A 22,111-nucleotide genomic window follows, 5' to 3' on the forward strand; every position below is an offset into this window, starting at 1 on the left:
CACCTGCCGTGATTCTCCCGTCGCCGGGCCGCCGGGCCGCCGGGCAACCGGGCGGCCCGGCGGCTCAGGGGCGGTGTCGGAGGTGCCCGTTAGCCTGGCGCCATGCCTTTGATGAGTCACGCCGTGCTGACCGACCCGGAGTTCCTCGTCCCACCGGTCCCCGACTCCCCGCCGGGCGGCGTCGCCTGGCTGAGGTCGTCCGTCGCGCGCTTCAGCAGCGGCGCGGCCCACCGCCGCAGACGTGCGCTGGCGGAGGCCGAGCTGGCGTCCCTCGACCCGGACGCTCTGCGGCTGCGGGCGGCCGAGCGGGGTGACGGGCCGGTCGAGGTGCTCGCCGAGGCGCTCGGCCTGCCGCCGGAGGTGGCCGGGGACGTCGCCCTCGTGGCGGCGTCGTACCAGCCGCACACCGCGGTCACGGAGGAGGCGGACCGGGCGCTCGCCCGGCTGGTCGAGGTGTGCGGAGGCGTCGCCGACGAGGCCACGGCCAACCGGATCGGGCTGCTCGTCCAGGCCTGCGACGCGACCAAGGCCCTGGTGGCCCACACGGTGGCGGGGCGCACCGATCCGCCGGTGCCCCTGACCCGCCGGGTGGCGCCGGACGGCACGCTCGTGGAGGTCGGCCTGGCGGACGCACCGTTCGGCGCCGGCCCGCACGCCTGCCCCGGCCGTGCGCACGCGCTCGCCCTCGCGGCCGGCCTGGTGGAGGCGACGGCCCGATGACCACCGCCTTCCACGCCCTGCACCACGGGGGCCGGCCGCTGCTGCTGCCCAACGCCTGGGACTTCGCCTCGGCCGCTGCGCTGTCCGCCGCCGGGTTCGCCGCCATCGGCACCACCAGCCTCGGCGTGGCCGCGGCCAACGGCATTCCCGACGCCGCGGGCCTGGCCCGGGACGAGACCGTGGCACTGGCCGGGCGGCTGGTCCGGCTGCCCTGTCCGGTCACCGTCGACATCGAAGCCGGCTTCAGTACGGACCCGGCCGAAGTGGGCGACCTGGCGGTCGAGTTGGCCGAGCTGGGAGTCGCCGGGGTCAACCTGGAGGACGGCCGCGACGACCACCTGGCCGACCCCGCGGCGCAGGAGGCGCTGGTCCGCGAGGTGAAGCGCCGGGCGCCGGGGATCTTCCTCAACGCCCGCACGGACACCTACTGGCTCGGGGTCGAGGCCTCGGTGCCCGCGACGCTGGACCGGGCGCGACGGTACGTGGACGCGGGCGCGGACGGCGTCTTCGTGCCCGGCCTGGCGCGCGAGGGGGACATCGCCGCCGTGACGGCCGCGGTGCCGGTCCCGGTGAACGTCCTGCACCTGCCGGCGCTGGGCCTGGACCGGCTGGCGGAGCTGGGCGTGCGCCGGGTCAGCACCGGCTCCCTGCTGTTCCGTGCGGCCCTGGGCGCCGCGGTCGGCACGGCGGTCGCCGTCCGTGACGGCGGACAGCTGCCCGCCGGCATCCCCGGCTACGCGGAGGTCGACGCGCTCAGCGGGTAGCCCGGGGCCGACCGGCCGGGGTGGCCGACGCCGCCGCACGGGGCCGGCGCCGGACACCCCGGCGGTCCGGGGAGGTCACGGCGTGGCGTGGCGGAGGATGTCGAGGACTTCGTCGGTGATCGCGGCCTCGTTCCGTTCCAGGTCCGGGCCGGTGAGCCGGTCGGTGTGCTCGGGGAGGCCGGTGAGCACGGGGGTGTGGAGGTGGCCGCCGGGCAGCCGCGGGGCGAGTTCCAGCCGCAGTCGGTTGGAGCGGTAGGCCACCTCGTTGGACAGGTACCCGCCGCCCCCGCCCTCGACGGCCCGGGAGCCCGGGGTGGGACCGTCCTCGCGGTCGACCGGCGCGTCGCCCCCGGCGGGGATCTCGGTGACCACGGTGTTCAGCTGGACGGGGTACGGCTGCTGCACGGCGGTCATGGCCGCGGCGGGCAGTGTGGTGGCGATGAACTCGGCCCCGGGCCCCATGCCAGGGGCGGTCACCGGGTGCTCCCGGGTGCCGCCGGAGAGCGTGCCGGTGTTGTCCGGGTACGGGTCGGCGGAGCGGGCGCGGCCGGCCCAGGCCTCCACGGTGAACAGCCCGGGGTAGCCCTGGCTGATGGTGGTGATCTGGTCGGCGGACCGCGGGCCGGGGGAGAGGCGCGGACCGAAGGCGCGCTCGACGATGCCGTGGTCGAAGTCGGCGTAGCGGACGGGGAGCAGTACGGCCCGGATCTCGGCCCGGGTGCCGTCCGCCAGGGTGATCCGCAGACCGTTCAGCCGCAGGGCGGCGGCGCCGGAGGGGTTGGCGCGACGGAGCTCGCCGTCGAGGCCGAAGGGGTCGAAGCCGCTGACGAACACCCGGCGCACGCCCGGCGTCCCGCTGAACTCGTTGTCCAGCAGCCCGCGGGAGGCGTCCTCGAACCGCGAGCGGAGGTCGGCGGTGTCGATGGGGAAGGCGGGCTGCCACTGGGCGAGCCGGACGGTCATGGCCAGCCGCGTCCAGTAGAGCGGGCGGTCGTCCCGGGCGGGCAGGTCGCCGCCGCGCCGCCGGTCCTGGGCGCGGTCCACCGCCGCCCGCCAGAGCGCCCGGCCCCAGGCGTCCACGAGCTCCCGGGCCTCGGCGGCGTTCCGCGCGGAGCACAGGGCGGCGGGGAACCTCCCGACGAAGTCACCGAGCCCGGCCCGCTCGGTGAAGGCGGCCGCCCTCGGATCCGCCAGCCGTGCCTGTTCGGCGTCGACCGGGGGCGCGGCGGCGGTGCGACAGGCGGGCTGGGCCTGGGCCGCCGCGCTGGTGGGGAACAGGGGGAGGGCGAGCGCGCCGACGAGGCTCGCGGCCAGGAGATAGCGGGTGCATGTCATGAAGTGTGACATTACATCGGTCTGCTGACGCTCCGCCAGATCGTCTCGGGGCAGTCTGCCCCGCTGCTGCCGGCGGCACCGGGCCCCGGCGTGGACGGTTGACACCGTCGTGCCCCGGTCCCTAGCGTGAGGCGCTCCGTCATTACCGGCCGGTAGGGAACGCTCATGGATGCCGAACGCCCGTACGACCTGGTCCTGTTCGGCGCCACCGGCTTCACCGGCGCGCTGACGGCCGAGTACCTGGCCCGGAACGCGCCGGCCGGCTGCCGCTGGGCGCTGGCCGGACGCAACCGGGGCAAGCTGGAGGCGCTGCGCACGCACCTCGCCACCCTGGAGCCGGGCTGCGCCGACCTCCCGCTGCTCATCGCGGACTCCACCGACCCCGGCTCGCTGCGGGAGGTGGCGGCCGCGGCCCGGGTGGTGGTCTCCACCGTCGGCCCCTACCTCAGCCACGGGGAGCCGCTGGTGGCCGCCTGCGCGGACGCCGGCACCGACTACGTCGACCTCACCGGCGAACCCGAGTTCGTCGACCGGATGTACCTGCTGCACCACCGCCGGGCCGTCGAGACCGGCGCCCGGCTGGTGCACTCCTGCGGCTTCGACTCGGTGCCGCACGACCTGGGAGTGCTGTTCACCCTGGAGCGGATGCGCGAACTCGGTGCGCTGCCCGACGGCGCCGCGGTCTCGGTACGGGGCTTCGTCCGGGCCGGCGGGACGTTCTCCGGCGGCACCTTCGCCTCCGCGCTGACCGCGATGTCCCGCCCCCGCGCGGCCGCCCGGGCCGCGCGGGAGCGCCGCGCCGCCGACCCCCGGCCGGCCGGCCGCAGGATCAGCGCCAAGGCCGGCCCGGTCCGGCGGTCGGCCGAGGCCCGCGCCTGGGCGGTGCCGATGCCCACCATCGATCCGCTGGTGGTCGCCCGCTCGGCCGCCGCACGGCCGGACTACGGCCCGGTCTTCCGCTACGGCCACTACGCGGCGGTCCGGCGGCTCCCGGTGCTGCTGGCCGGCGGCGCCGGACTCGCCCTGCTGGCGCTCGCCGCCCAACTGCCGCCGCTGCGCCGGGCGCTGACCGGCCTGCGCAAGCCCGGCGCGGGGCCCAGCGCCGAGCAGCGCGCGGCCTCCTGGTTCACCGTCCGCTTCGTCGGCGAGACCGGCCCCGGGCACCGGGTCTTCACCGAGGTGTCCGGGGGCGACCCGGGTTACACGGAGACCGCCAAGATGCTCGCCGAGTCGGCGCTCAGCCTCGCCTACGACGAACTGCCGCCCACCGCCGGCCAGGTCACCCCGGCGGTCGCGATGGGCAGCGCGCTGATCGACCGCCTGACCGCGGCCGGTCTGCGCTTCACCGTCCTGGATGCTCCGCCGGCCACCGCCCCGAGCCGGGGCTAGCGCCGGGCACCACGACGGCAGGGTCCCGGCGCACCCCCCGGCCGGGCCGGCGCGGTCAGGACAGGATCTCGATGAACCCGTCGGTCCCGTGCACGCGGATCCGCTGCCCGTCCCGGATCAGCCGGGTGGCCCGCTCGACGCCGACGACGGCCGGCAGGCCGTACTCCCGGGCGATCACCGCGCCGTGGGTCATCAGGCCGCCCACCTCCGTCACCAGCCCCGCGATGCCGACGAACACCGGCGACCAGCTGGGGTCCGTGAAGGCCGTGACCAGGATGTCGCCCGCTTCGAGATCGGCCTTCGCCATGTCGAGGACGACACGGGCCCTTCCCTCGACCGTCCCGGCGGACACCGGTACGCCGACCAGTGCCCCGGCCGGAACGTCGTCGCGCCGGTACGACCCGGTCAGGGCCTCGCCGTCCGAAGTGAGCACCCGGGGCGGCGTGAGCGCGTGGTACGAGCGGAACGCGTCCTTGCGCCGCCGGAGGAGCCCGGCGTCCACCCGGTGCGTTCGCACGACGGTGTGGAGTTCCTGGAACGTGAGGTGGAAGGCGTCCTCCCGCTCGGTCAGCACACCGGCCTCCACCAGGCGTTCGGCCTCCCGGACCAGGGCCTGCTTGTAGACGGCGTAGCGGCTGATGATGCCGTACTTGGGGTACTCCCGGTACCCGATGAAGGTGCGGACCCGGTCGATCATCGCCTTGGTCTCGGCGGCCTTGAGGTCCCCCTCCGGCAGGGCCCGCAGGCGGGTGAGCACGTCCTGTTCCTTCTGCTCGGCCTTCCGCCGCCCCTGCTCGAAGCGCCGTGCGGCGGCGCCCGGTTCGAAGTTCCGGACGTGGTCGAGGATCACGGGCACCAGCGTGTCGGGGCGTTCGCGCCACCGCGGCCTGGTGATGTCGATCTCGCCGACGCAGCGCATGCCGTACCGGTCGAGGTAGGCCTCGATGGCGTCCCGCGCCTCGGTCCCGCCCGCGAGCTTCGCCAGGTCGTCCAGGAAGTCCTCGTCCTTGACGCCCCGCAGGAAGGCCACCACCTCCGGGTGCGGGCGGATCACGTCCGCGACGTCGAGCAGCGCCAGCCCCATCTCCGACGTGACGTTGTCGGGGGCGGACAGCGTCAGGGTGTCGGCCGCGTTCTTCTCGCCCAGCCACTCCCGCAGCTTGTCGTTGAGCCACCAGGTGGCCTCCATCCCCGCCATGATCACCTGGAGGCTCAGCGGGTCGCTGAGCACCCGCTTGTGCTCCTCGAAGGCCTCCAGTAGGAACTCGAACAGCGCCGGTCCGGTCTTCGTCCGGATGTCGCGCTCCAGAGCGGCGACGGACGCCCGGCTGCGTTCGATCAGCCCGGTGACGATCGCCGGATCGGTCGCGATCGGGGTGGGCGCGCCACCGGCCGGCGGGCCGACGGGCGCCGTGTCTGGGACCGTCGGGACGAAGTCGCCGCGGTCCAGGACGGTCTCCAGCGCGTCCCTGACCAGCGGATCGCCCCTCCCGATGAGGTCCAGGAGAGCGACCCGGCCGGTGGGCGAGGCGAGGCGCGGGGTGACGTCCACGAACAGCCTGCCGCCGGCCTCGTGCATCGCCACCATGGCCGTCAGCTGCCACATGGAGTACCCCAGCGGCTTCATGGGGTCGGTCATCATCTGACCGTGACCGACGGAGACGTAGACGTGGTTCTCCCGGTCGCCGCGCTCGGGGACCGGGAACAGCGTCGTGACCGGCCGGCTCTGCACGATCCGGAAGCCGTCGTCGACCAGGCACCACTCGATGTCCTGCGGGGTGCCGAAGTGCGCCTCGATCCGCCGCCCGAGCCGCACGAGCCGGAGGACCTGCGCATCCGTCAGCGCGGGCTGCTCGCGGCGCCGCGGCTCGACCGCCACCTCCCGCGTGCCGCCGCCCGGCAGGGCGTACAGGGCGCGCTGCTTGGCGGCGATCGTCCGGACGACGACCTCGTCGCCGCGCACCTTGAAGACGTCCGGGTTCACCAGCCCGGAGACCAGGGCCTCGCCGAGGCCGAAACCGGCGTCCACGGTGGCGACCGTCCGGTCGCCCGTGACGGGGTCGGCCGTGAACAGGATGCCGGCCGCCTCCGGGAGGACCATCCGCTGCACGACCACGGCCATCCGGACCGTACGGTCGTCGATGCCGTTGCGCCGGCGGTAGACCACCGCCCGCTCGGTGAACAGCGAGGCCCAGCACAGGCTGACGTGCCGGAGGACCGCCGCCGGCCCCACGACGTTCAGATAGGTGTCCTGCTGGCCGGCGAAGGAGGCCGTCGGCAGGTCCTCCGCCGTCGCGCTGGAGCGGACGGCGTAGGCGGCCCGCTCGCCGAACCGGCCGAGTGCGCCGGTGATCTCCGCCGCGAGGTCGTGGGGGAGGGCGATCTCCTCGACGGCCCGACGGATCCGCGCGCTGAGGGTGCGGACCCCCTCGCGATCGTCCGGGTCCAGGTGCGGGAGTCGGTCGAGCAGACCGTCGATCGACGGGGCCTCCGCCATGATCCGCCGGAAGGCGTCCGTCGTCACGCAGAAGCCGTCCGGTACGTGGACGCCTTCGATCCGCGACAGCGCGCCCAGGTGCGCACCCTTGCCGCCGACGATCGCGCTCTGGCTCTCGTCCACCTCATGAAGATCCCGCACGTACTGCTCATTCATTGCCGTACCTCCGGGGCAGCCGTCTTCCCTTGCACTGCGGCGGCCGGTCGGATCACCGGCGCCCGCGATTTCGTCGAACTTCCTGTCGAGCACGTTCCTCATTCCCGCCGGCCGTTCCGCCGGCGCGTCGGCCGGGGCGCGCCCCCGCGCGTCGCATCGGGCACCCGCGACTCCACCGCTGGTCCCGCCACTTGCCCCGCCACTGGTCCTGCCACTGATTCGACGCCACCGTGCCCGCCGTGCGTCGACAGCGACACACGGCGGGCGCACCCCGATTTCCGCAGGTGGTGGCTTCGGCCGACGATTCTGCACCGTGCCGGGGGCCTTGCGGCAAGCCCCCCGCTGCGCTATATCTTGATAACGGCAAGGAGAGTCTTCTCCTTGCCTTCGCCATTTCCGAGGCCCATTCCCGTCCGATGGAATGACGGGCTTCTCGCGCGTGCGGGCCCACCGCCGTCCGCCGGATCCGGACGTGGAGCGGGTGGTGCGGGTGGGGTGGTTCACCCGGCGTGGTGCGTGAGGTGGGCACGTGCCGGGTCCGCACCGGCGGTGCTGCTGTTTTCGGCCGAGCCGCGTCGGACCCGGGTGTGTTGTGCAGGAGTCTTCACAGGTGGCGGCGCCGGTTCCGGTTTGCGGTGCTCCATGATCCGATGGCTTCCGGCCGAACTTCCCGAGGCCCATTGCCGCAGGTGCCGGGACTGGTGGAGGCTCCCCTTCAGACAGCGAGGGTGCGGCCTCCAGGTGTTCCTCTACGAGATTGGACTACACCATCATGGCGATTCGCAGAGTGGTCTCCTCCGTGGCCCTGGCCGGCGTCCTGGCCGGCGGCGCGCTCCTGGCGGCCCCGGCCGCCCAGGCGACCGGCTTCACCTACATCGGGATGTACCCGAGCGCTGCCGCGTGCGAGATCGCGGGCAAGGCCTACGTGTCCTCGGGCCAGGCGGTCACCTACTTCTGTGACGCGGCCCCGAACACGGCCCGCCTCTCCGTCTGGTTCTACTGATCCGCCAGCTGTACTGACCCGCGGGGCCGGTACCCGGAAGGGTGCCGGCCCCGCGGTCCGCCGAAGGGGCGTGTCACCGGTAGGGTCCGGCCGTTGTCGGAGCCGCGTGGAACGGGTGGCGCTCACCGCCCCGTTCAGCCCGGCAGGGCCTTCGCGACCTCGCGCGCCAGGTCCACCTGGTCCCCCGAGGGGGAGGTCGGAAGCGGCGCGGTCTGCCGCGACCATGCGTCGTCCATGGCGAACCAGTCGATCGACGCCGGCGGCGCGCCGCTCGTCAGAGCCTCGTCCAGCGACGAGAAGTAGGAGCTCCACCGCCGGGCGTAGAGGCCGGCGACCAGGCCCGCCCACTCCCGGTTCGCGTAGTCGTGCAGCCCGTGGACGTCGCTCGGGACGCGGCCGCTCCACTTCGCCAGGACCGACCGTGCGTCGTACTCCAGCCGGTCGCGCTCCGCCGCGTCGGCGCCCCACGAGCGGGCGGCGGCGATCCACGGCCCGACCATGGACCGCGCGTCGGTCCCGGACAGGCGGTCGACCAGCGCGAGGTCGGCCTCCCACTCGCGCACCAGCGACCGGAACAGCGTCCGGTTCCGCGCGTGGTAGGCGCTCGCGATCTGCGGCAGCAGCGCTCGCGCCCGGTTGTCCAGCGCCTGCCGGGCGACGTTCACCAGGTCGAACCGGTACGCGTCGCAGGACCGCAACGCCGGTGACACCAGCAGCAGCTCGTCGAGCGCGGCCCGCACCCGTGCCGGGTCGTAGCGCGTCGCCGGGGGGCTCCACGTCGCGGCGGTCGCCACGGTCAGGCTCGGGCGCGCCGCGAACAGGCTGTCCTGCGCCTCGCTCCACCGGCCGGACGGCATGCTGTACGGGCCCTGCCGAAGGGCCTCCCACGCCGCCGCCGCATGCGGGTCGGCCGCGCCGTAGCGGCGCGCCGCGTAGGCGGCGAACCACGCGGTCTGATCGATCCCGGCGGGCTCCCAGGCGAGCCGGCCGAACAGCTCGAACGCCGCAGGATCCGTCCCCACCGCCTCCGGCAGGTACGCGATGCCCTGCAGTGCGCTGCCCGGCTTGGTCCGCCACTGCTGGAACCGCCGCACCCACACGGCCGAGTTCGCACCCGGCGAGGTGTGGCCGCCGAAGTTCGGGATCGTCCCGAAGGCGTACGGGGCGCCCTGCCACTGCGGCTCGCGGTCGAGTCCGTCGTAGCGGTCGGCCAGGCCGTCCAGGATCAGCATCCGGCCGCGGTCCACCCCCGACAGCACGGCGCCCGAGGGGTTGCTCTCCCAGCCCAGGATCGCCCAGGTGGCCTGCGGGTGCGCCGCGAGCAGGGCCCGCTGCACGGCCCCGGCCGCGGCGCTCACGTCCACCGGCCCCGCGGTGCCGCCCTCGTGCAGCAGGTCCATCTTGTACATCGCGCTGTCGCCGAACGCCTCGCGCTGAGCGCGGTAGTAGGCGGCCGCGAGCCTCGGGAAGGCCGCGCTCGTCGGGTCGAGCCAGTCGGGACGGTCGAGCCCCACCCAGGTGCCCTGCGGTACCACCCTGGCGTCGGCGTTCCTCGCAGCGAAGCCGGGGGGAACGGTGCCGAAGAAGCCGGGCAGCACCGGTGTCATCCCCAGACCGCGGAGGTGGTCCGCGATCCGTCGGCCCAGGGCCGCCCGGGCGGTGAGCAACCGCTCGGACTCCGGCCCGCCGACGCCGCTCAGGTTCTGCAGCAGCCACCAGCTCTGGTGCGCGGGGGCCGGGATCCACGACCGCAGCTCGGCGCCGCTGTAGCCGAAGCCCTGGAGCGCCCGGTAGTAGGGGAGTTCGGCGCCGGTCTGGACGAACACCTCGTTGAAGCCGTGGAGCGCAAGGACGTCCGCCTCGTGCTGGTACGCGGCGAAGTCCCGGTAGGCGCCCGAGTAGCCGGCGTCGGTGTCGTTGAGCGCGTAGCGGTGCGGGACGACGGCGGTGCGGCCGACCGGGGAGCCGACGCCGGGCAGGACGGCGGGCAGCGCGCCCAGCGAGTCTCCCGGCAGGCCGATGTCCACGTGGGCGACGTTCTCCAGGTACCAGCCGGCTCCGGTCAGCAGACTCGCCGGCGACGTCCCGGACACCGTGACGGCCCCTGCCGTGCCGGACACCGAGAACGAGTCCCCGCCCGCCCCCTTGGCGACCGGGACCAGCGTGAACTGGTCGTGCTGCGCCGGCAGCAGACGCGCCAGAGCGGCGGCCGCCGGACCGGGATCGAACGCCGGCCCGGCGGCCGCGCCGGCCGGAGCCCCGGCGAGCGCCCCGGACACGGCCAGCGCGAGCGCCAGCCCCGACCGCCCTACGGTGGAAGCCATGGTCACCGGGGTCTCCCATCGAGTGCGGGGCGGGTCCAGTCCTTCCTCGAATATGGGGGCCGAGGGGCCGCTGCCGGACGTTCTACCGGCCGGTTCGGCGGCGGGGGGCGCGGCGTTCACCCGTTCGACGCACCCGGGGCCGAAGCCGAGCTGCCCCGGCGCGGGCGTCACGGGTAGGCGTCCCCGCCCCCGCCCGCGCGGTCAGGCGTCGGTGCCGGGGTCGGCCCGGTCGAGGGCGGACGCGAGGACGTCGTGCAGCTCCTGAGCGGTCGTCAGGTCCCGGTGCTCGGGGTGGTTGTCGCCGGTATCGAGGTCCACGTCGTCGAGTTCGGTCTCGCCGCTGCTCCAGACGGTGATCATGATGGCCCGGCGGCCGGCTTCGAGGGTCAGCCAGGCGCTGTTCTTGAGCCGGCCGTCGTCGGGGGAGTGCCCCAGTTCGGTGGCGATCCCGCGTGCGCGGACAGCCGACTCGTTCGCGGCGAACCAGTCGGCGAGCGCGTGGGTGAGGTCCGGCAGCCGTGGGCTGCCCCCCGCCGTGGGGTGGGCGAGCTGGAAGGCGAGCCGTTCGTCGGCCCGGTCGCCGATGCGGGTGAGCACGGTGTCCAGGTCGATGAACTCCTCCCAGGCCGCCCTTTCGCTCGCCGCGGCGAGCCTGGCGACGACGAGGTCTTCGAGCCCGGGGACGCGCTTGTTCTTCCAGCTCGTGTCGGCCAGGCTGACCAGGAGGTCCTCCGTCCCGGCCGCCTCGGCCGTCCAGGCGGCGTGCGTCGCGGCGAAGCGTGCCCGGTCGGCACCGACGCCCCGGGCGAGGAGGAGGTCCCGGCCGGCCTCCTCGTGCCGTGCGCCCGGACCGCACAGCTCGGCGGGGTGCAGCGTCTTGCCGATGTCGTGCGTGGCGGCGCCGAACAGGACGGCATCCGGGTCGATCCCCAGATCGAGGCCGCGGGTGGCGAGCCATTCGAGGAGTTGCCCCGCGACGTCGTGGACCACGCGGAGATGGGCGACCAGACGTGGCGGAGCGTCGACATCGTGCAGCAGTTCGGCTGCTTCGACCGGCAGCGGCCGCAGCCGGGGCCGGTCGGTGTCCTGGAGGGCGATCGACAGTACTCGGGAGGTCGTCACCGCGACAGGGTAGCCGGTGGTATCGGACGATTCAGGGGGTTTGCCGTAACGCTCCTCCCGGCCTCCCCGGCCTCCCCGGCCTCCCCGGCCTCCCGGCCTCCCGGCCTCCCCGGCCTCCCGGCCTCCCGGCCTCCCCGGCCTCCCGGCCTCCCCGGCCTCCCGGCCTCCCCGGCCTCCCGGCCTCCCCGGCCTCCCGGCCTCCCCGGCCTCCCCGGCCTCCCCGGCCTCCCCGGCCTCCCCGGCCTCCCCGGCCTCCCCGGCCCCCAGTCCTCGGTCGAGGTGTCCGGAGGTCCACCATGGAGTCCCTTCGTCGACCGGCTGCCCTGTCAGGAGTGCTGACGGCCCTTCAGCCGGCGTCCGGGAGCCCGTACCGGACCTCGGTCAGCCGCTCGGACAGCTCCCAGAGCCGGCGCCCGGTCTCGGCGTCGGCCGCGGCGGGTGCGAGTGCGACCCGAACCGGGGCGCCGCGCAGTTCCCCAAGGCCGCTCGGGCCGATGAACTCACCGCTCGCCAGTCCCGGCCGGGTCGCCGCGTAGAGCTGGGGGAGTGCGCCGCGGTCGGGGTGCTGGCCGAGCGGCCGGGCCAGCCGGCCGAAGAGGAAGCGGTACAGGGCGGTCGGTGTGCCGGTGACGATGTCGGTGGCGCTGAAACCGGGGTGGGCGAGCAGGCTGCGCACCGGGCTCCCGGCGGCGGTCAGCCGCAGGTGCAGTTGCCGGCCGAAGACCGCGTTGGCGAGCTTGGACTGGTTGTAGAAGGCCATCGGCGCGTAGTGCCGCTCACCGGCGAGGTCGTCGAAGCGGATCCGCCCGCGCCGGTGGTTGAGGGAGGTGACGGTGACCACCCGGGGGTCGCGGCCCTCGGCGAGCAGGTCGAGGAGCAGGCCGGTGAGGGCGAAGTGGCCGAGGTGATGGGCGGCGAACTGCAGCTCGTGGCCCTGGGCGCTCAAGGTGCGTGGCGGCGCCATGACGCCGGCGTTGTTGACGAGGACGTCCAGCCGGCCGTGGTCGGCGCGCAGGCCGGCGGCGAAGGCGCGGACCGAGGCGAGGTCGGCGAGGTCCAGCCGGCGCACCTCCAGTCGTGCGCCTGGCTGGTCGGCGCGCAGCTCCGCGACCACCCGCCGGCCCTTCTCCTCGTCGCGCACCGCCAGCACGACGTGGCCACCGCGGTGGGACAGCGCGCGGGCGGTGGCCAGGCCGAGGCCGCTGGTGGCGCCGGTGACGACGAAGAGCCTCCCGGTCTGGTCCGGGATCTGCTCGGCGGTCCACTTCTGATGTTCAGTCATGCGGCACATGCTGACGTTGCTGTCACTAGGTGTCAAGATGCGCCCGAGTGCCGCCCAGGGCATCGCGCTACCATGAGCCGGTGACCTCCCGCCCTGCCCCGGACCGCCCTGCCCCGGACCGCCCCGCCCCGGACCGCCCCGCCCCGGACCGTCCCGAACCCACCCGGCCCGCCGGCCGGTCCGGTCCCGCCGCCCGCCCCGGTCTGACCATGGCCGAGCGCAAACGCCGGCTCGTCGCCGCCGAGTTGGCCGAGGCGGCTCTGCTCCTGCTGGCGGAGAACGGCTTCGAGGCCGTCACGATCGACGAGATCGCGGTCACCGCCGGAGTGTCCAAGCGGACGTTCTTCCGGTACTTCGCCTCGAAGGAGGACGTGGTCGTCCAGGTGCTGGCCGATCTCGGCCCCGGGATGTGCGCCGAACTCGCCGCCCGCCCCGCCGCGGAACCGCCCTCCGTGGCGCTCCGTCACGCGGTCTGGACCACGCTCGCCGCCTGCGCCGACGGCCCGGACCACGCCGGCCACGGTGACCGCGCCCTGCGCGTGGTGCAGCTGATCGTGCGGACGCCCGCGCTGCTCGGCCGCTTCCTGGAACGGCAGGCGCAGTGGCGCGACGAGCTGGCGTCCGAGCTGGCCGCCCGACTCGGGCTCGATCCCGCCACCGCGATGTACCCGCCCCTCGCGGCGGGGATGGCACTGTCCGCCTTCGACACGGTGCTCCGCCGATGGAGCGACAGCGACGGCACCGAGGACCCGGCCGCGCTGATCGACCACGCCTTCGCCGTCCTGGCCCCGGCCCTCGACGCGGTCGGGGCTTCGCGGGCGTGAGGACGTCCGGACCGCGACGGTCGCGGTGCCCGGGCGTGCCCACGGGCTTGCGTCCGGCCCGCGGGTGCGGCGGGGATCGCGGGCATGATCAAGGGTGTCCTGTTCGACTTCTCCCGGACGCCCACCCTCGACGGCGCACAGGGCGTGCGCGACCGCCCGCGCTACCCGGCCCCGCAGGTGCCGCCCACGGCCCCGACCACGCCGGCCCGCCCGGCAGTGCCGCCGCCACGGCGAACGACGGCCCGGCCCAGGAGACGCAGCCGAAGGCGGATGCCGCCGAGAGCGCCGGCACGCAGGCCGACTCCGACGCGACGCAGGGCAACTGACGTACCCGCACGCTGCCGTGGGCGTTCCACCTGGTAGGGCGAAGGGCCTGCCCCTCTCTCCGGAGGGACAGGCCCTTCGCCCTGTCAGCGGTCATCCGGTCACCCGTCGAACCCCGGACCGCGGACGGTCGCCCACCCGGACCGGCGCGCGCCGGTCGACCGGGCCCGACACGTCCTCAGCCGAAGTCGGGGATGGGGTGGTCGGGGGCGAGTGCGGCGGCGACGCGCTGGGCGATGGTGTGGGCGCTGTGGCCGCCGGGGGCGGTGGGGCCGTCGGTGGCGGTGGGGCCGTCGGTGGTGGAGACGGCGATGGCCAGGTGCTCGCACGGGAGGTAGTTCTGCGAGGCCGAGTAGCCGAAGAACAGCGGGTGCTGGGAGATCCATTCGTTCAGCACGAGCACGCCCATCCCGTAGTGGGTGGCCGGGGTCTGCGCGATGCAGACCGTGGCGGGGCACTTCTCGGTCGGCGTGCCCAGGCCCACCGTCCCCGGGTTGAGGAACTCCCGGTAGGAGGACGGGGAGAGCAGTTCGCCCGAGCCGAGGCCGACGGCCGAGCGGGCCAGGTCGCAGATGTCGGTGGTCTCCACCGCGCCGGGCGCGGTGGTCCACGAGGGGTTCCAGAAGGTGGACTCCTCGTAGGTGCCGCGATCGGAGGTGAAGGCGTGCAGGACCGGTGTCGGGATGTCGGGCGTGAAGCTGTTGCTGGTCTCGTGCAGTCCGAGCGGGCCGGTGACCAGCTGCTGCAGCAGGACGTCCAGCCGGGTGCCGGTGATCTTCTCCAGCGCGGCGCCGAGCAGGACGAAGTTGGCGTGCGAGTAGCTCCAGTTGGTCCCCGGCTCGTACCAGAGGTCCTGGCCGGTGGAGATGCCCACCAGTTCCTCGGGGGTCCACTGGCGGAACGGGTCCGCGTAGACCGTCTCGCCGAAGCCGGGGCTGGTGACGTAGTCGACGAGGCCGGTGGTGGAGGCGCCGAGCATCCGCAGGGTCATCCGGTCGCCGTAGTCGTGCGGGAGGTCGGGCAGCCAGCGGCCGATCGGGTCGTCGAGGCGGACCTTGCCGTCGTCGACCAGCCGCAGGAGTGCGGTGCCCAGGTAGCTGATCGCGATGTTGCCGTTGCGGAAGTGCATCGCGGGCTCGGCGGGGACCCCGGTCATCGACTCGCCGAGGGCGGAGGTGAGGAGTTCGCGGCCGTCGACGGTGACCCGCAGGATCACGGACTTGAGGTCCATCTCCGTCTTGGCCTGCTCGGCGATCCGCAGCACGTCGAGCGCGGCGCCCTCGGTGGGGGCGGCGGAGCTGACGCACGGTCGGTGGTGGCCGGCGGTTCCGGCCGCACCACTGGCGGTCGTGACCGGGGCGCTGAGGGCGACGAGCACGGTGGCTGCGGCGAGGCACAGCAGGGAGGTCCGGCGGGAGGGTCTCATCCCCGCAGTATCGGCACGGGAGCCCCGGTGCCCCGCCCTATCGGCCCTCGACCCGCGCGGGCGTCACCCGTCGGGCCCGCCGCCGGCGTCCTCCCCGCGTACGTGCGGCACCGCCCACCGGTACCGCTGCCCTGTCCGCGGCCAATCCGGGTTGTCCGCCGCCCAGCTGCGGTTGCCGCGTTCCTGTAGATGGACAATCACATCCGCGTGGCGTCGGTGGCCGGGCCCGGCTGGGCGAGGGCGGTGTGCAGCGGACAGTCGGTGCCCTGGGCGCGGTAGCGGGCGACGACCTTGTCGCGCCACCGCTGCCAGGCGGCCCACGAGGTGAGGGAGCCGAGCTCCGGCTGCTGGTCGTCGATCACCCGGGCCGCACCGATGTCCATGGAGTTGACCCCGGCGACCCCCAGGCGTACCAGTGCCTCGCCGGGGGCGGGGGTGGGGTCGGGCAGCTCGGTCCAGTGCATGACCTCGGGGCCGCCGTGCTTCTCGATCCGGATCGCGTGCAGGGTGCCGCCTCTCTGCAGGGCTTCTTCGTGAGGGAACGGTCAGCACGTTAGGCGGCTCACAATGGACCGGCAAGCCCAAAACCCGCGCTCGGAAGGCCGGTTGGCGACTCCGGGGGCCGTGGGGCCCTCGGGCCGGACCGGGTTCGGGTTCAGGTCAGGGTGACGGTGAGGGCGGAGTCGTCGCGGCTGAGGTGGTCGATCCGGAGCTCGCCGGAGGCGCCGGTGTAGTCGCCCGTCCCGCCGGTGATCGCGAAGGTGTGGGACCACGGCTGGTAGCCCAGCGCCACCTCGGTCACCGCCGGAAGCGGCCGCTCGAAGGCACCGGCGGCGGTGAGCATCCCGTCGGTGAGGCGCAGCGCCACGGTGGCCAGGACGAGGGACCCGGTCGGCCCGACGGTGATGGGCAGGCTGTGCGCGCTCTCGGTGCCGACCGGATTGTCGTCGGTGTCGCGGAGTTCGTAGTGGACGAAGTACGGTGCGCCGGCGGTGAGGACGCCCGGGATGTCGGCCGCCGCTCGCCTGCCCTTCAGGTTCAGGGTCGAGGCCCGCCGGCTCGCCCGGGCGGTCCCGGTCGCGCCGAGGGTCGCACCCATGCCGACTGCTGCCGCGGATGCCACGCGCAGGGCGTGCCTGCGGTCGATGTTCGTCATCACGTTCCCGATGCCTGGTGGGGTGGTGGGCGGACGCACGAGCGGTGCGCCCGTGTCCCGGTGGACACGGCGGCTGCCTTCCCCGTTCCGCGCGGTGCCTACCCCGACCTGCTCCGGATCCCCTCGAACGGGCTATGGAGCGAACCGGAGGGTGCGGGGTGGGGACAACCCCCGTACCGACACGGACGTCAGCGGGATGGGCAGCCGGTGCGGCGGCCCGGCACGATGAGTCAGGACGAACACGGGCAACGAGGACAGGAGCAACCAATGAAGGTACGTACGGGGGCCGCGGCCGTGTGGGTGGGGATGTGCGTGGTGGCGGCAGCGGGCATCCTCCCGGGGGCCGCGGCCGCGGCGGACCGCCCGGCGGCCCCACCGGCCGGCCTCAGGGCGGCCCTGGAACAGACGGTCGCGGACGGGTTCCCGGGTGTCGTGGCGTACACCCGGAACGGCGAGCGGGAGTCCCGCGCGGCGGCCGGGCTCGCCGACACCGCGAGCGGCGAGCGGGCCCGGCCCGACCAGCGCTTCCGGATCGCCAGCAACACGAAGTCGTTCGTGTCGACGGTGCTGCTGCAACTGGAGGGCGAGGGGCGGCTCTCCCTCGACGACAGCGTGGAGAAGTGGCTGCCGGGCACGGTCCGGGGGAACGGCAACGACGGCGCGGCCGTGACCGTCCGCCAACTGCTCAACCACACCTCGGGCATCTACGACCCCACGACCGAGCCGGCGTTCTTCGCCCCCTACCTGGAACACCACGACCGGGACCACGTCTACACCCCGCGGGAGGTGGTCGCGCTGGCCGTCCGGCACGCGCCGCTCTTCGCCCCCGGCACCGACTGGGCGTACTCCAACACCAACTACCTGCTCGCCGGGCTGGTCATCGAGGCGGTCACCCATCGCAGTGCGCCCTCCGAGATCCAGCGGCGGATCATCGCGCCGCTCGGCCTCAAGGACACCTCCTTCCCGGTGACCGACCCCGACATCCACGGCCCCCATCTGCACGGCTACGACCTCGCGGGGCACGATGTCACCCGGTTCAGCCCGTCGTACGACTGGACCGCCGGCGCCATGATCTCCACCGTCGACGACCTGGCCCGGTTCCACCGGGCCCTGTTCGCCGGCAGGTTGCTGCGCCCCGCCCAGCAGCGCGAACTCCTGACCACGGTCGACTTCCCCGACAAACCGGCCTACGGACTCGGCGTGCAGCGCCGGGACGTGGCGTGCGGCACCGAGCCGGACACCAGGCAGGTCGGTACCTGGGCGACGGACGGCGGCGGCCCCGGCTACACGAGCGTGTCCCTCACCACCGTCAACGGTGAACGGCAGCTCGTCCTGGCCGTCAACCTCTACGACCTCGGGGCCGACCTCAAGGGCGCGCCGCCCGTCCCGCGGAGTACGGGACTGATGGAGGCGCAGACGGCCGCCCTGTGCGGCTGATGCCCCGACAGCTCGGAGTCGACCTCCCGTCACCCCCGGGGCCGGGCGGTCGGTGCTACGGCCCGGGCGGATCGGGGGAGCCGAGCAGTTGGTCCCCGAGGTGGCTGCGGCGGTAGAGGACTTGGCGGCCGTCTCGGGCACGGGCCACCAGGCCGGTCGCGTGCAGGACGCGCAGGTGCTGGGAGACGGCGCTGGGGGAGACGTGCAGGCGGCGGGCGAGTTCGACTCCCGCCAGGGGCTCGTCGAGGAGGGCGAGCAGCCGCGCCTTGGGCGGGCCCACCAGCGCCGCCAGCGCCGGAGCATCGGGCGCGGGCTCCCGGGACCAGAGGGTCGCCACACCGCGGCACGGGTAGGAGAGGGCCGGCGCGCCGTCCGGGCTGAGCGGGGGCGCCGGCTTGTGGGCGAAGACGGACGGCACCAGCAGCAGACCGCGCCCCGAGACGGCGACGTGGTGGCGGCTGATCATGTCGGCGATGCGCAGCACCCCGTTCTCCCAACGCAGGAAGGGATGCATGTCGGCGAAGAGCAGACGGGCGCCTCCGACGGCCAGCCGGCGTGCCCGGTAGGTCATGTCGGCCTCCAGGAGGAGCCGCATCCGGGGCCAGCTCGGCCGTACGGCCAGCTCCCAGTACCGCTCCAGGGCGTCGCAGAGCGCGTCCCGAAGCCGCGCGGGGTCCGAGCGGGCCCCCAGGAGGGGTGCGGGGAGCCGGTCCGGCGCGTGGGTGGCCAGCAGGTCGGCCCGGACGACCTCCGGAGCGGTCCGGCGGACGACGGCCAGCTCCTCCTCGAAGGGCGGGGCGAAGCCCTCCGGGCGCGGGGTCAGGAAGTCGGGCAGGGTGCGCCGTGCGGAGACCACGGAGAGCAGCAACTCGGTGTCCGGCCCGGCCAGACGGGGGAGGACCGACCGCCGCCACGGCAGGTGGAGCGCGGCGAGGCCGGGCTCGCGGAGCACCCGCAGACTCACCACGGCCTCGTGCAGGGGCGAGAGGGCGAAGCGGGTGTCCGCGAGATCCTCGACGCCCAGTTCGAAGCTGACGACCATGAAGCCCCACGCTACATCCCTTGGCGGCGGCCACCCGGGTGCCGTGGACTGCCCCGCATGACACCTGAAGCGAACCCGGCCACCGTCGCCCTCGGCGGTGAGGTGGGATGAGCCGCCGCCTTCTCCTGCTCCTCTCGCTGACCTGTGCCTTCGGCGTGGGCAACCTCTACTTCCCGCAGGCGATCACCCCACTGATCGCCGCCGGGCTCGGCACATCGGTCGATTCCGCCACGCTCGTGGTGACCGCGGTCCAGATCGGTTACACGGTCGGGATCTTCCTGTTGGTGCCGCTCGGCGACCGGCTCCCCAACCGGCCGCTGCTCGTCACCCTGCTCACCCTCAGCGGTGTCGGGCTGCTGGCGGCAGCCTGCGCCCCCACCCTGCCGGCCCTGGTGGCCGCCGGAGCCTTCGTCGGCGCCACCACGGTCGCCGCGCAGATCATCTCCCCGATGGCGGCCGGGATGGTGCCCGCCGACCGGCGCGGCGCGGTGCTCGGCACCCTGCTGAGCGGCTCCATCGGCGGCATGTTGCTGGCCCGTACCTTCGGCGGCGCGCTCGGCGAGTGGCTCGGGTGGCGGGCCCCGTACCTGGTGGCCGGCGCGCTGGTGCTGGCACTCGCGGCGGTGCTGGCGCGCGCCCTGCCGGACGGGACCGCCGCCACCGCGCCGCCCACCCGGCAGCCGTACCCCGCGCTGCTCGCCGAACCGCTGCGGCTGCTGCGCGCCGAACCGGAGCTGCGCCGCTCCTGCTTCTACCAGGCGACGGTCTTCGCCGGCTTCTCGGCCGTCTGGACCTGCCTGCCGCTGCTGCTCGCCGAACCGGCCTACGGGCTGGGCGCCCAGGCGGTCGGGATGCTGGCGTTGGTCGGCGCGGCGACCATGGTCTGCACCCCGCTCGCGGGTCGCCACGTCGACCGGCGGGGCTCCGACCCGGTGAACCTGGCCGCCCTGCTCGGCACCCTCGGCGCGGCGGCGGTCCTCGCGGCGGGCGGCTGGGGCGGCACACCCGGGCTGGCGGTCCTCGTCCTCGGCACGCTCCTGCTCGACGTCGCGATGCAGTCCGGCATGATCGCCAACAAGACCCGGGTCTACGAGCTGCGCCCCGACGCCCGCTCCAGGCTCAACACCGCCTACATGACCTGCGGTTACCTCGGCGGCAGCGCCGGCTCCTGGCTCGGTGTCCGCGTCTACGGCCTCGCAGGCTGGCCGGCCGTCTGCGCCCTGGTGGCGCTCCTCGCCGTCCTCGCGCTGGCCCGCCACCTGGCGACGCCGCTCCGGCGGCGCGGGACGGACCGGGCCGCCGGAGCGGCCGGACCGATCGCGGCGCACTCCACCGGCGAACCCACCGGCCTCCCGGCCGGAGGCCGGTGCGCGGTGCCGGTGCAGGTGCCAGAATCGCCCCATGAGTGAGCACGGCACCGACCACGGCTACCTGCTGGACAACAAGCAGGCCGAGGCGGGCGTTCGCTTCGGCGCCCTCGCCGAGCTGTTCGACCAGGTGACGTTCCGGCACGTCGACCGGATCGGCATCGGTCCCGGCATGCGGTGCTGGGAGGTCGGCGCCGGCGGACCGTCCGTCCCCCTCGGGCTGGCCGAACGCGTCGGCCCGACCGGGGCGGTGGTCGCCACCGACCTCGACGTCGGCTGGACCAGGGACATCGCCGGCGGCGCGATCGAGGTGCTGGTCCACGACGTGGCGGCCGATCCACCGCCGCCCGGCGGCTTCGACCTGGTGCACGCCCGGCTGGTCCTGGTGCACGTCGCCGACCGCGCCGAGGCCCTGCGCAGGATGGTCAGCGCGCTGCGCCCCGGTGGCCGGCTGCTCCTGGAGGACGCCGACCCCGCGTTGCAGCCGCTGCTCTGCCCGGACGAGTCCGGCCCCGAACAGCGGCTCGCCAACCGCTTGCGCGCGGGGTTCCGCACCCTGATGGCGGCGCGCGGCGCGGACCTCGCCTACGGGCGGACCCTGCCCAGGGTGCTGCGCGAAGCCGGCCTGGAGGACGTGCGGGCCGACGCGTACTTCCCGATCACCTCACCGGCGTGCGCCGTACTGGAGGACGCGACGGTGCGGCAGATCCGCCACCGTCTGGTCGAGCACGGGCTCGCCACCGACGAGGAGATCGACCGGCACCTGGCCAACGTCGCCACCGGGCGGCTCGACCTCGCCACCGCTCCGATGATCTCCGCATGGGGACGCCGCCCGTAGTCCCGCCCGACGGCTGTCGGACCGGTCCACGGGCGGCGCCGGTCGCCGGACAGGGGGCTCCCGGCCGCGACGGTCCCGCTACCGGAAGAGGCGGTCGCCGGAGTTGGCCATCCGGTGGGTGCCGCTGTGGCGGTTCACCCAGTCACGAACCAGGTTGACGGCGTTGGCGCACTGCCAGCTGTTGTCGTACTCGCGCACCCCGGTGAAGGCGCCGTAGCCGGCGATGATGCCGTCCACGCGGGCGTCGCCGAGGAGCTTGTCGACGTACCACGGGTCGTTGTACGTGGTCGTCCAGGACAGCGTGGCCGCGAGCCGCCCGGCGGCCCGGTCACCGGCGCCCTTCTTCAGCTCCGCGCAGGTGTTGTAGGTGGGTTCCGTGCAGTTGCCGAACCCCTTGGTGATGTCGGAGTCGCCGTAGTCCATCGCCCGGTGCCCGGCCGGGAACCCGTTGCCGGACCGGTTGAAGGCGCCCTGGACCTGGTCGCGGGTCCCGGTCGAGGTGATGCCCTCCAGCGGGCCGAGCCTGCCCGCCAGGCTCTGCCAGCCCCGGCCGCCGACGTCCGGGGTGCTGCCGCCGTGGTACTCGAAGAAGCCGTAGAGCACCTGGATCCCGGCGGCCGTCAGCCGCTGCGCCTTGTCACGCAGCCCGGCGACGCTGCACGTACGGTTCGGCTGCTCCCCGCAGTAGTTCGGGTCCTTGATGTCCAGCCAGACCAGGGCGAGCCGGCGTCCCGCGTTGGCGTTGGAGAGGATGCGGTCGATCATGCTGTCGAAGCTGGGGCCCAGTCGGTTCTCACCGGCCGAGGAACAGTCGTGGTAGGCACGCCATTCGTTCGGGTTCCACCACGCGCAGACGTCGATCTCGATCGCGTTGGCGCCGTGGTTGAGCGCGGCGTCCACGCCGTCCAGGGTGTCGACCCGGTGCGCGATGGCGTAGATGGCCTGGCGCTGGTCGGCGGCCGAGGCCGCGGGGGCGGCCGGAGCGGCGGTCGTGGTGGGGGCCGCGAGGGCGGGTGTGGCCAGCGCGAGCAGCGCGGCCAGGGCCGCGGCCGTGGCGCGGAGGGAGCGGCGGACGGACAGCTTCATCGGTAGGTCCTTCCTGTGC

18 protein-coding genes are annotated in these 22,111 nt (G+C 74.4%); 8 read left to right on the forward strand and 10 right to left on the reverse strand.

The genetic code is table 11. From position 1 onward, the window contains the following. Positions 1–102 precede the first annotated feature (102 nt). Together ABT263_RS02445 and ABT263_RS02450 are read left to right on the forward strand one after the other, a co-directional pair. Positions 103–720: a hypothetical protein gene (locus tag ABT263_RS02445; RefSeq protein ID WP_352286673.1), complete on the forward strand. Its 618-nt coding sequence runs from the start codon at positions 103–105 to the stop codon at positions 718–720. Next, positions 717–1,484 carry an isocitrate lyase/PEP mutase family protein gene (locus ABT263_RS02450; RefSeq protein ID WP_352286675.1) on the forward strand — a complete coding sequence of 256 codons (768 nt, stop codon included), beginning with the start codon at positions 717–719 and terminating at the stop codon, positions 1,482–1,484. Before ABT263_RS02445 ends, ABT263_RS02450 begins: the two co-directional genes overlap by 4 nt. Before the next feature lie 75 nt (positions 1,485–1,559). On the opposite strand, the gene ABT263_RS02455 is transcribed toward ABT263_RS02450, so the two are convergent. Further along, positions 1,560–2,819, reverse strand: a complete 1,260-nt coding sequence (locus ABT263_RS02455; protein WP_352286677.1) for a PA0049 C-terminal domain-containing protein — start codon at positions 2,817–2,819, stop codon at positions 1,560–1,562. Positions 2,820–2,984: 165 nt separating this feature from the next. Here ABT263_RS02455 and ABT263_RS02460 point away from each other — a divergent pair, with 165 nt between their 5' ends. Beyond that, entirely contained in the window at positions 2,985–4,208 is a 1,224-nt protein-coding gene (locus tag ABT263_RS02460) for a saccharopine dehydrogenase family protein (RefSeq protein ID WP_352286679.1), read from the forward strand. 55 nt (positions 4,209–4,263) lie between these two features. On the opposite strand, the gene rph is transcribed toward ABT263_RS02460, so the two are convergent. Continuing rightward, positions 4,264–6,861 carry a rifamycin-inactivating phosphotransferase gene (rph, locus tag ABT263_RS02465; RefSeq protein ID WP_352286681.1) on the reverse strand — a complete coding sequence of 866 codons (2,598 nt, stop codon included), beginning with the start codon at positions 6,859–6,861 and terminating at the stop codon, positions 4,264–4,266. A gap of 772 nt (positions 6,862–7,633) precedes the next feature. On the opposite strand from rph, the gene ABT263_RS02470 reads away from it, so the two are divergent. Then, positions 7,634–7,864: a hypothetical protein gene (locus ABT263_RS02470; protein ID WP_352286683.1), complete on the forward strand. Its 231-nt coding sequence runs from the start codon at positions 7,634–7,636 to the stop codon at positions 7,862–7,864. A 134-nt stretch (positions 7,865–7,998) separates the two neighbouring features. On the opposite strand, the gene ABT263_RS02475 is transcribed toward ABT263_RS02470, so the two are convergent. The 3 genes from ABT263_RS02475 to ABT263_RS02485 all read right to left on the reverse strand — a co-directional run bounded on the left by ABT263_RS02475 (position 7,999) and on the right by ABT263_RS02485 (position 12,592). Beyond that, the gene (locus tag ABT263_RS02475; protein WP_352286686.1) at positions 7,999–10,188 is read right to left on the reverse strand and encodes an alpha-N-acetylglucosaminidase; all 2,190 of its coding nucleotides are present in this window, start codon (positions 10,186–10,188) and stop codon (positions 7,999–8,001) included. 201 nt (positions 10,189–10,389) lie between these two features. After that, positions 10,390–11,310: an immunity protein TriTu family protein gene (locus tag ABT263_RS38835; protein ID WP_502885739.1), complete on the reverse strand. Its 921-nt coding sequence runs from the start codon at positions 11,308–11,310 to the stop codon at positions 10,390–10,392. Between the two features lie 346 nt (positions 11,311–11,656). Further along, positions 11,657–12,592, reverse strand: coding sequence for an oxidoreductase (locus ABT263_RS02485; RefSeq protein WP_352286689.1), 936 nt, complete (start codon positions 12,590–12,592; stop codon positions 11,657–11,659). Positions 12,593–12,801: 209 nt separating this feature from the next. On the opposite strand from ABT263_RS02485, the gene ABT263_RS02490 reads away from it, so the two are divergent. Continuing rightward, a complete protein-coding gene (locus ABT263_RS02490; RefSeq protein ID WP_352286885.1) occupies positions 12,802–13,416 on the forward strand; it encodes a TetR family transcriptional regulator in 615 nt (204 codons plus the stop codon). Between the two features lie 502 nt (positions 13,417–13,918). Here the strand turns inward: ABT263_RS02490 and ABT263_RS02495 are convergent. The 3 genes from ABT263_RS02495 to ABT263_RS02505 all read right to left on the reverse strand — a co-directional run bounded on the left by ABT263_RS02495 (position 13,919) and on the right by ABT263_RS02505 (position 16,322). Then, entirely contained in the window at positions 13,919–15,166 is a 1,248-nt protein-coding gene (locus tag ABT263_RS02495) for a serine hydrolase domain-containing protein (RefSeq protein WP_352286692.1), read from the reverse strand. 197 nt (positions 15,167–15,363) lie between these two features. Then, on the reverse strand, positions 15,364–15,630 hold the full coding sequence (locus ABT263_RS38840; RefSeq protein ID WP_502885740.1) for a hypothetical protein: 267 nt from the start codon (positions 15,628–15,630) through the stop codon (positions 15,364–15,366). A gap of 191 nt (positions 15,631–15,821) precedes the next feature. Beyond that, positions 15,822–16,322, reverse strand: coding sequence for a hypothetical protein (locus tag ABT263_RS02505; RefSeq protein ID WP_352286695.1), 501 nt, complete (start codon positions 16,320–16,322; stop codon positions 15,822–15,824). A 267-nt stretch (positions 16,323–16,589) separates the two neighbouring features. Between ABT263_RS02505 and ABT263_RS02510 the strand changes: the two genes are divergently transcribed. Further along, positions 16,590–17,759 carry a serine hydrolase domain-containing protein gene (locus tag ABT263_RS02510; RefSeq protein ID WP_352286698.1) on the forward strand — a complete coding sequence of 390 codons (1,170 nt, stop codon included), beginning with the start codon at positions 16,590–16,592 and terminating at the stop codon, positions 17,757–17,759. A gap of 55 nt (positions 17,760–17,814) precedes the next feature. Here ABT263_RS02510 and ABT263_RS02515 read toward each other — a convergent pair whose 3' ends face one another. Further along, entirely contained in the window at positions 17,815–18,801 is a 987-nt protein-coding gene (locus ABT263_RS02515) for an ArsR/SmtB family transcription factor (RefSeq protein WP_352286700.1), read from the reverse strand. A 107-nt stretch (positions 18,802–18,908) separates the two neighbouring features. On the opposite strand from ABT263_RS02515, the gene ABT263_RS02520 reads away from it, so the two are divergent. Both ABT263_RS02520 and ABT263_RS02525 read left to right on the forward strand, forming a co-directional pair. Further along, positions 18,909–20,210, forward strand: coding sequence for an MFS transporter (locus ABT263_RS02520; RefSeq protein WP_352286703.1), 1,302 nt, complete (start codon positions 18,909–18,911; stop codon positions 20,208–20,210). Continuing rightward, positions 20,203–21,006, forward strand: coding sequence for a methyltransferase domain-containing protein (locus ABT263_RS02525; RefSeq protein WP_352286706.1), 804 nt, complete (start codon positions 20,203–20,205; stop codon positions 21,004–21,006). Before ABT263_RS02520 ends, ABT263_RS02525 begins: the two co-directional genes overlap by 8 nt. Positions 21,007–21,084: 78 nt before the next feature. Here the strand turns inward: ABT263_RS02525 and ABT263_RS02530 are convergent, their stop codons facing one another. Then, on the reverse strand, positions 21,085–22,092 hold the full coding sequence (locus ABT263_RS02530; protein ID WP_352286709.1) for a PI-PLC domain-containing protein: 1,008 nt from the start codon (positions 22,090–22,092) through the stop codon (positions 21,085–21,087). Between the last annotated feature and the right edge of the window lie 19 nt (positions 22,093–22,111).

This window comes from Kitasatospora sp. NPDC001603, from assembly GCF_040298365.1.
Taxonomy (GTDB): domain Bacteria; phylum Actinomycetota; class Actinomycetes; order Streptomycetales; family Streptomycetaceae; genus Kitasatospora.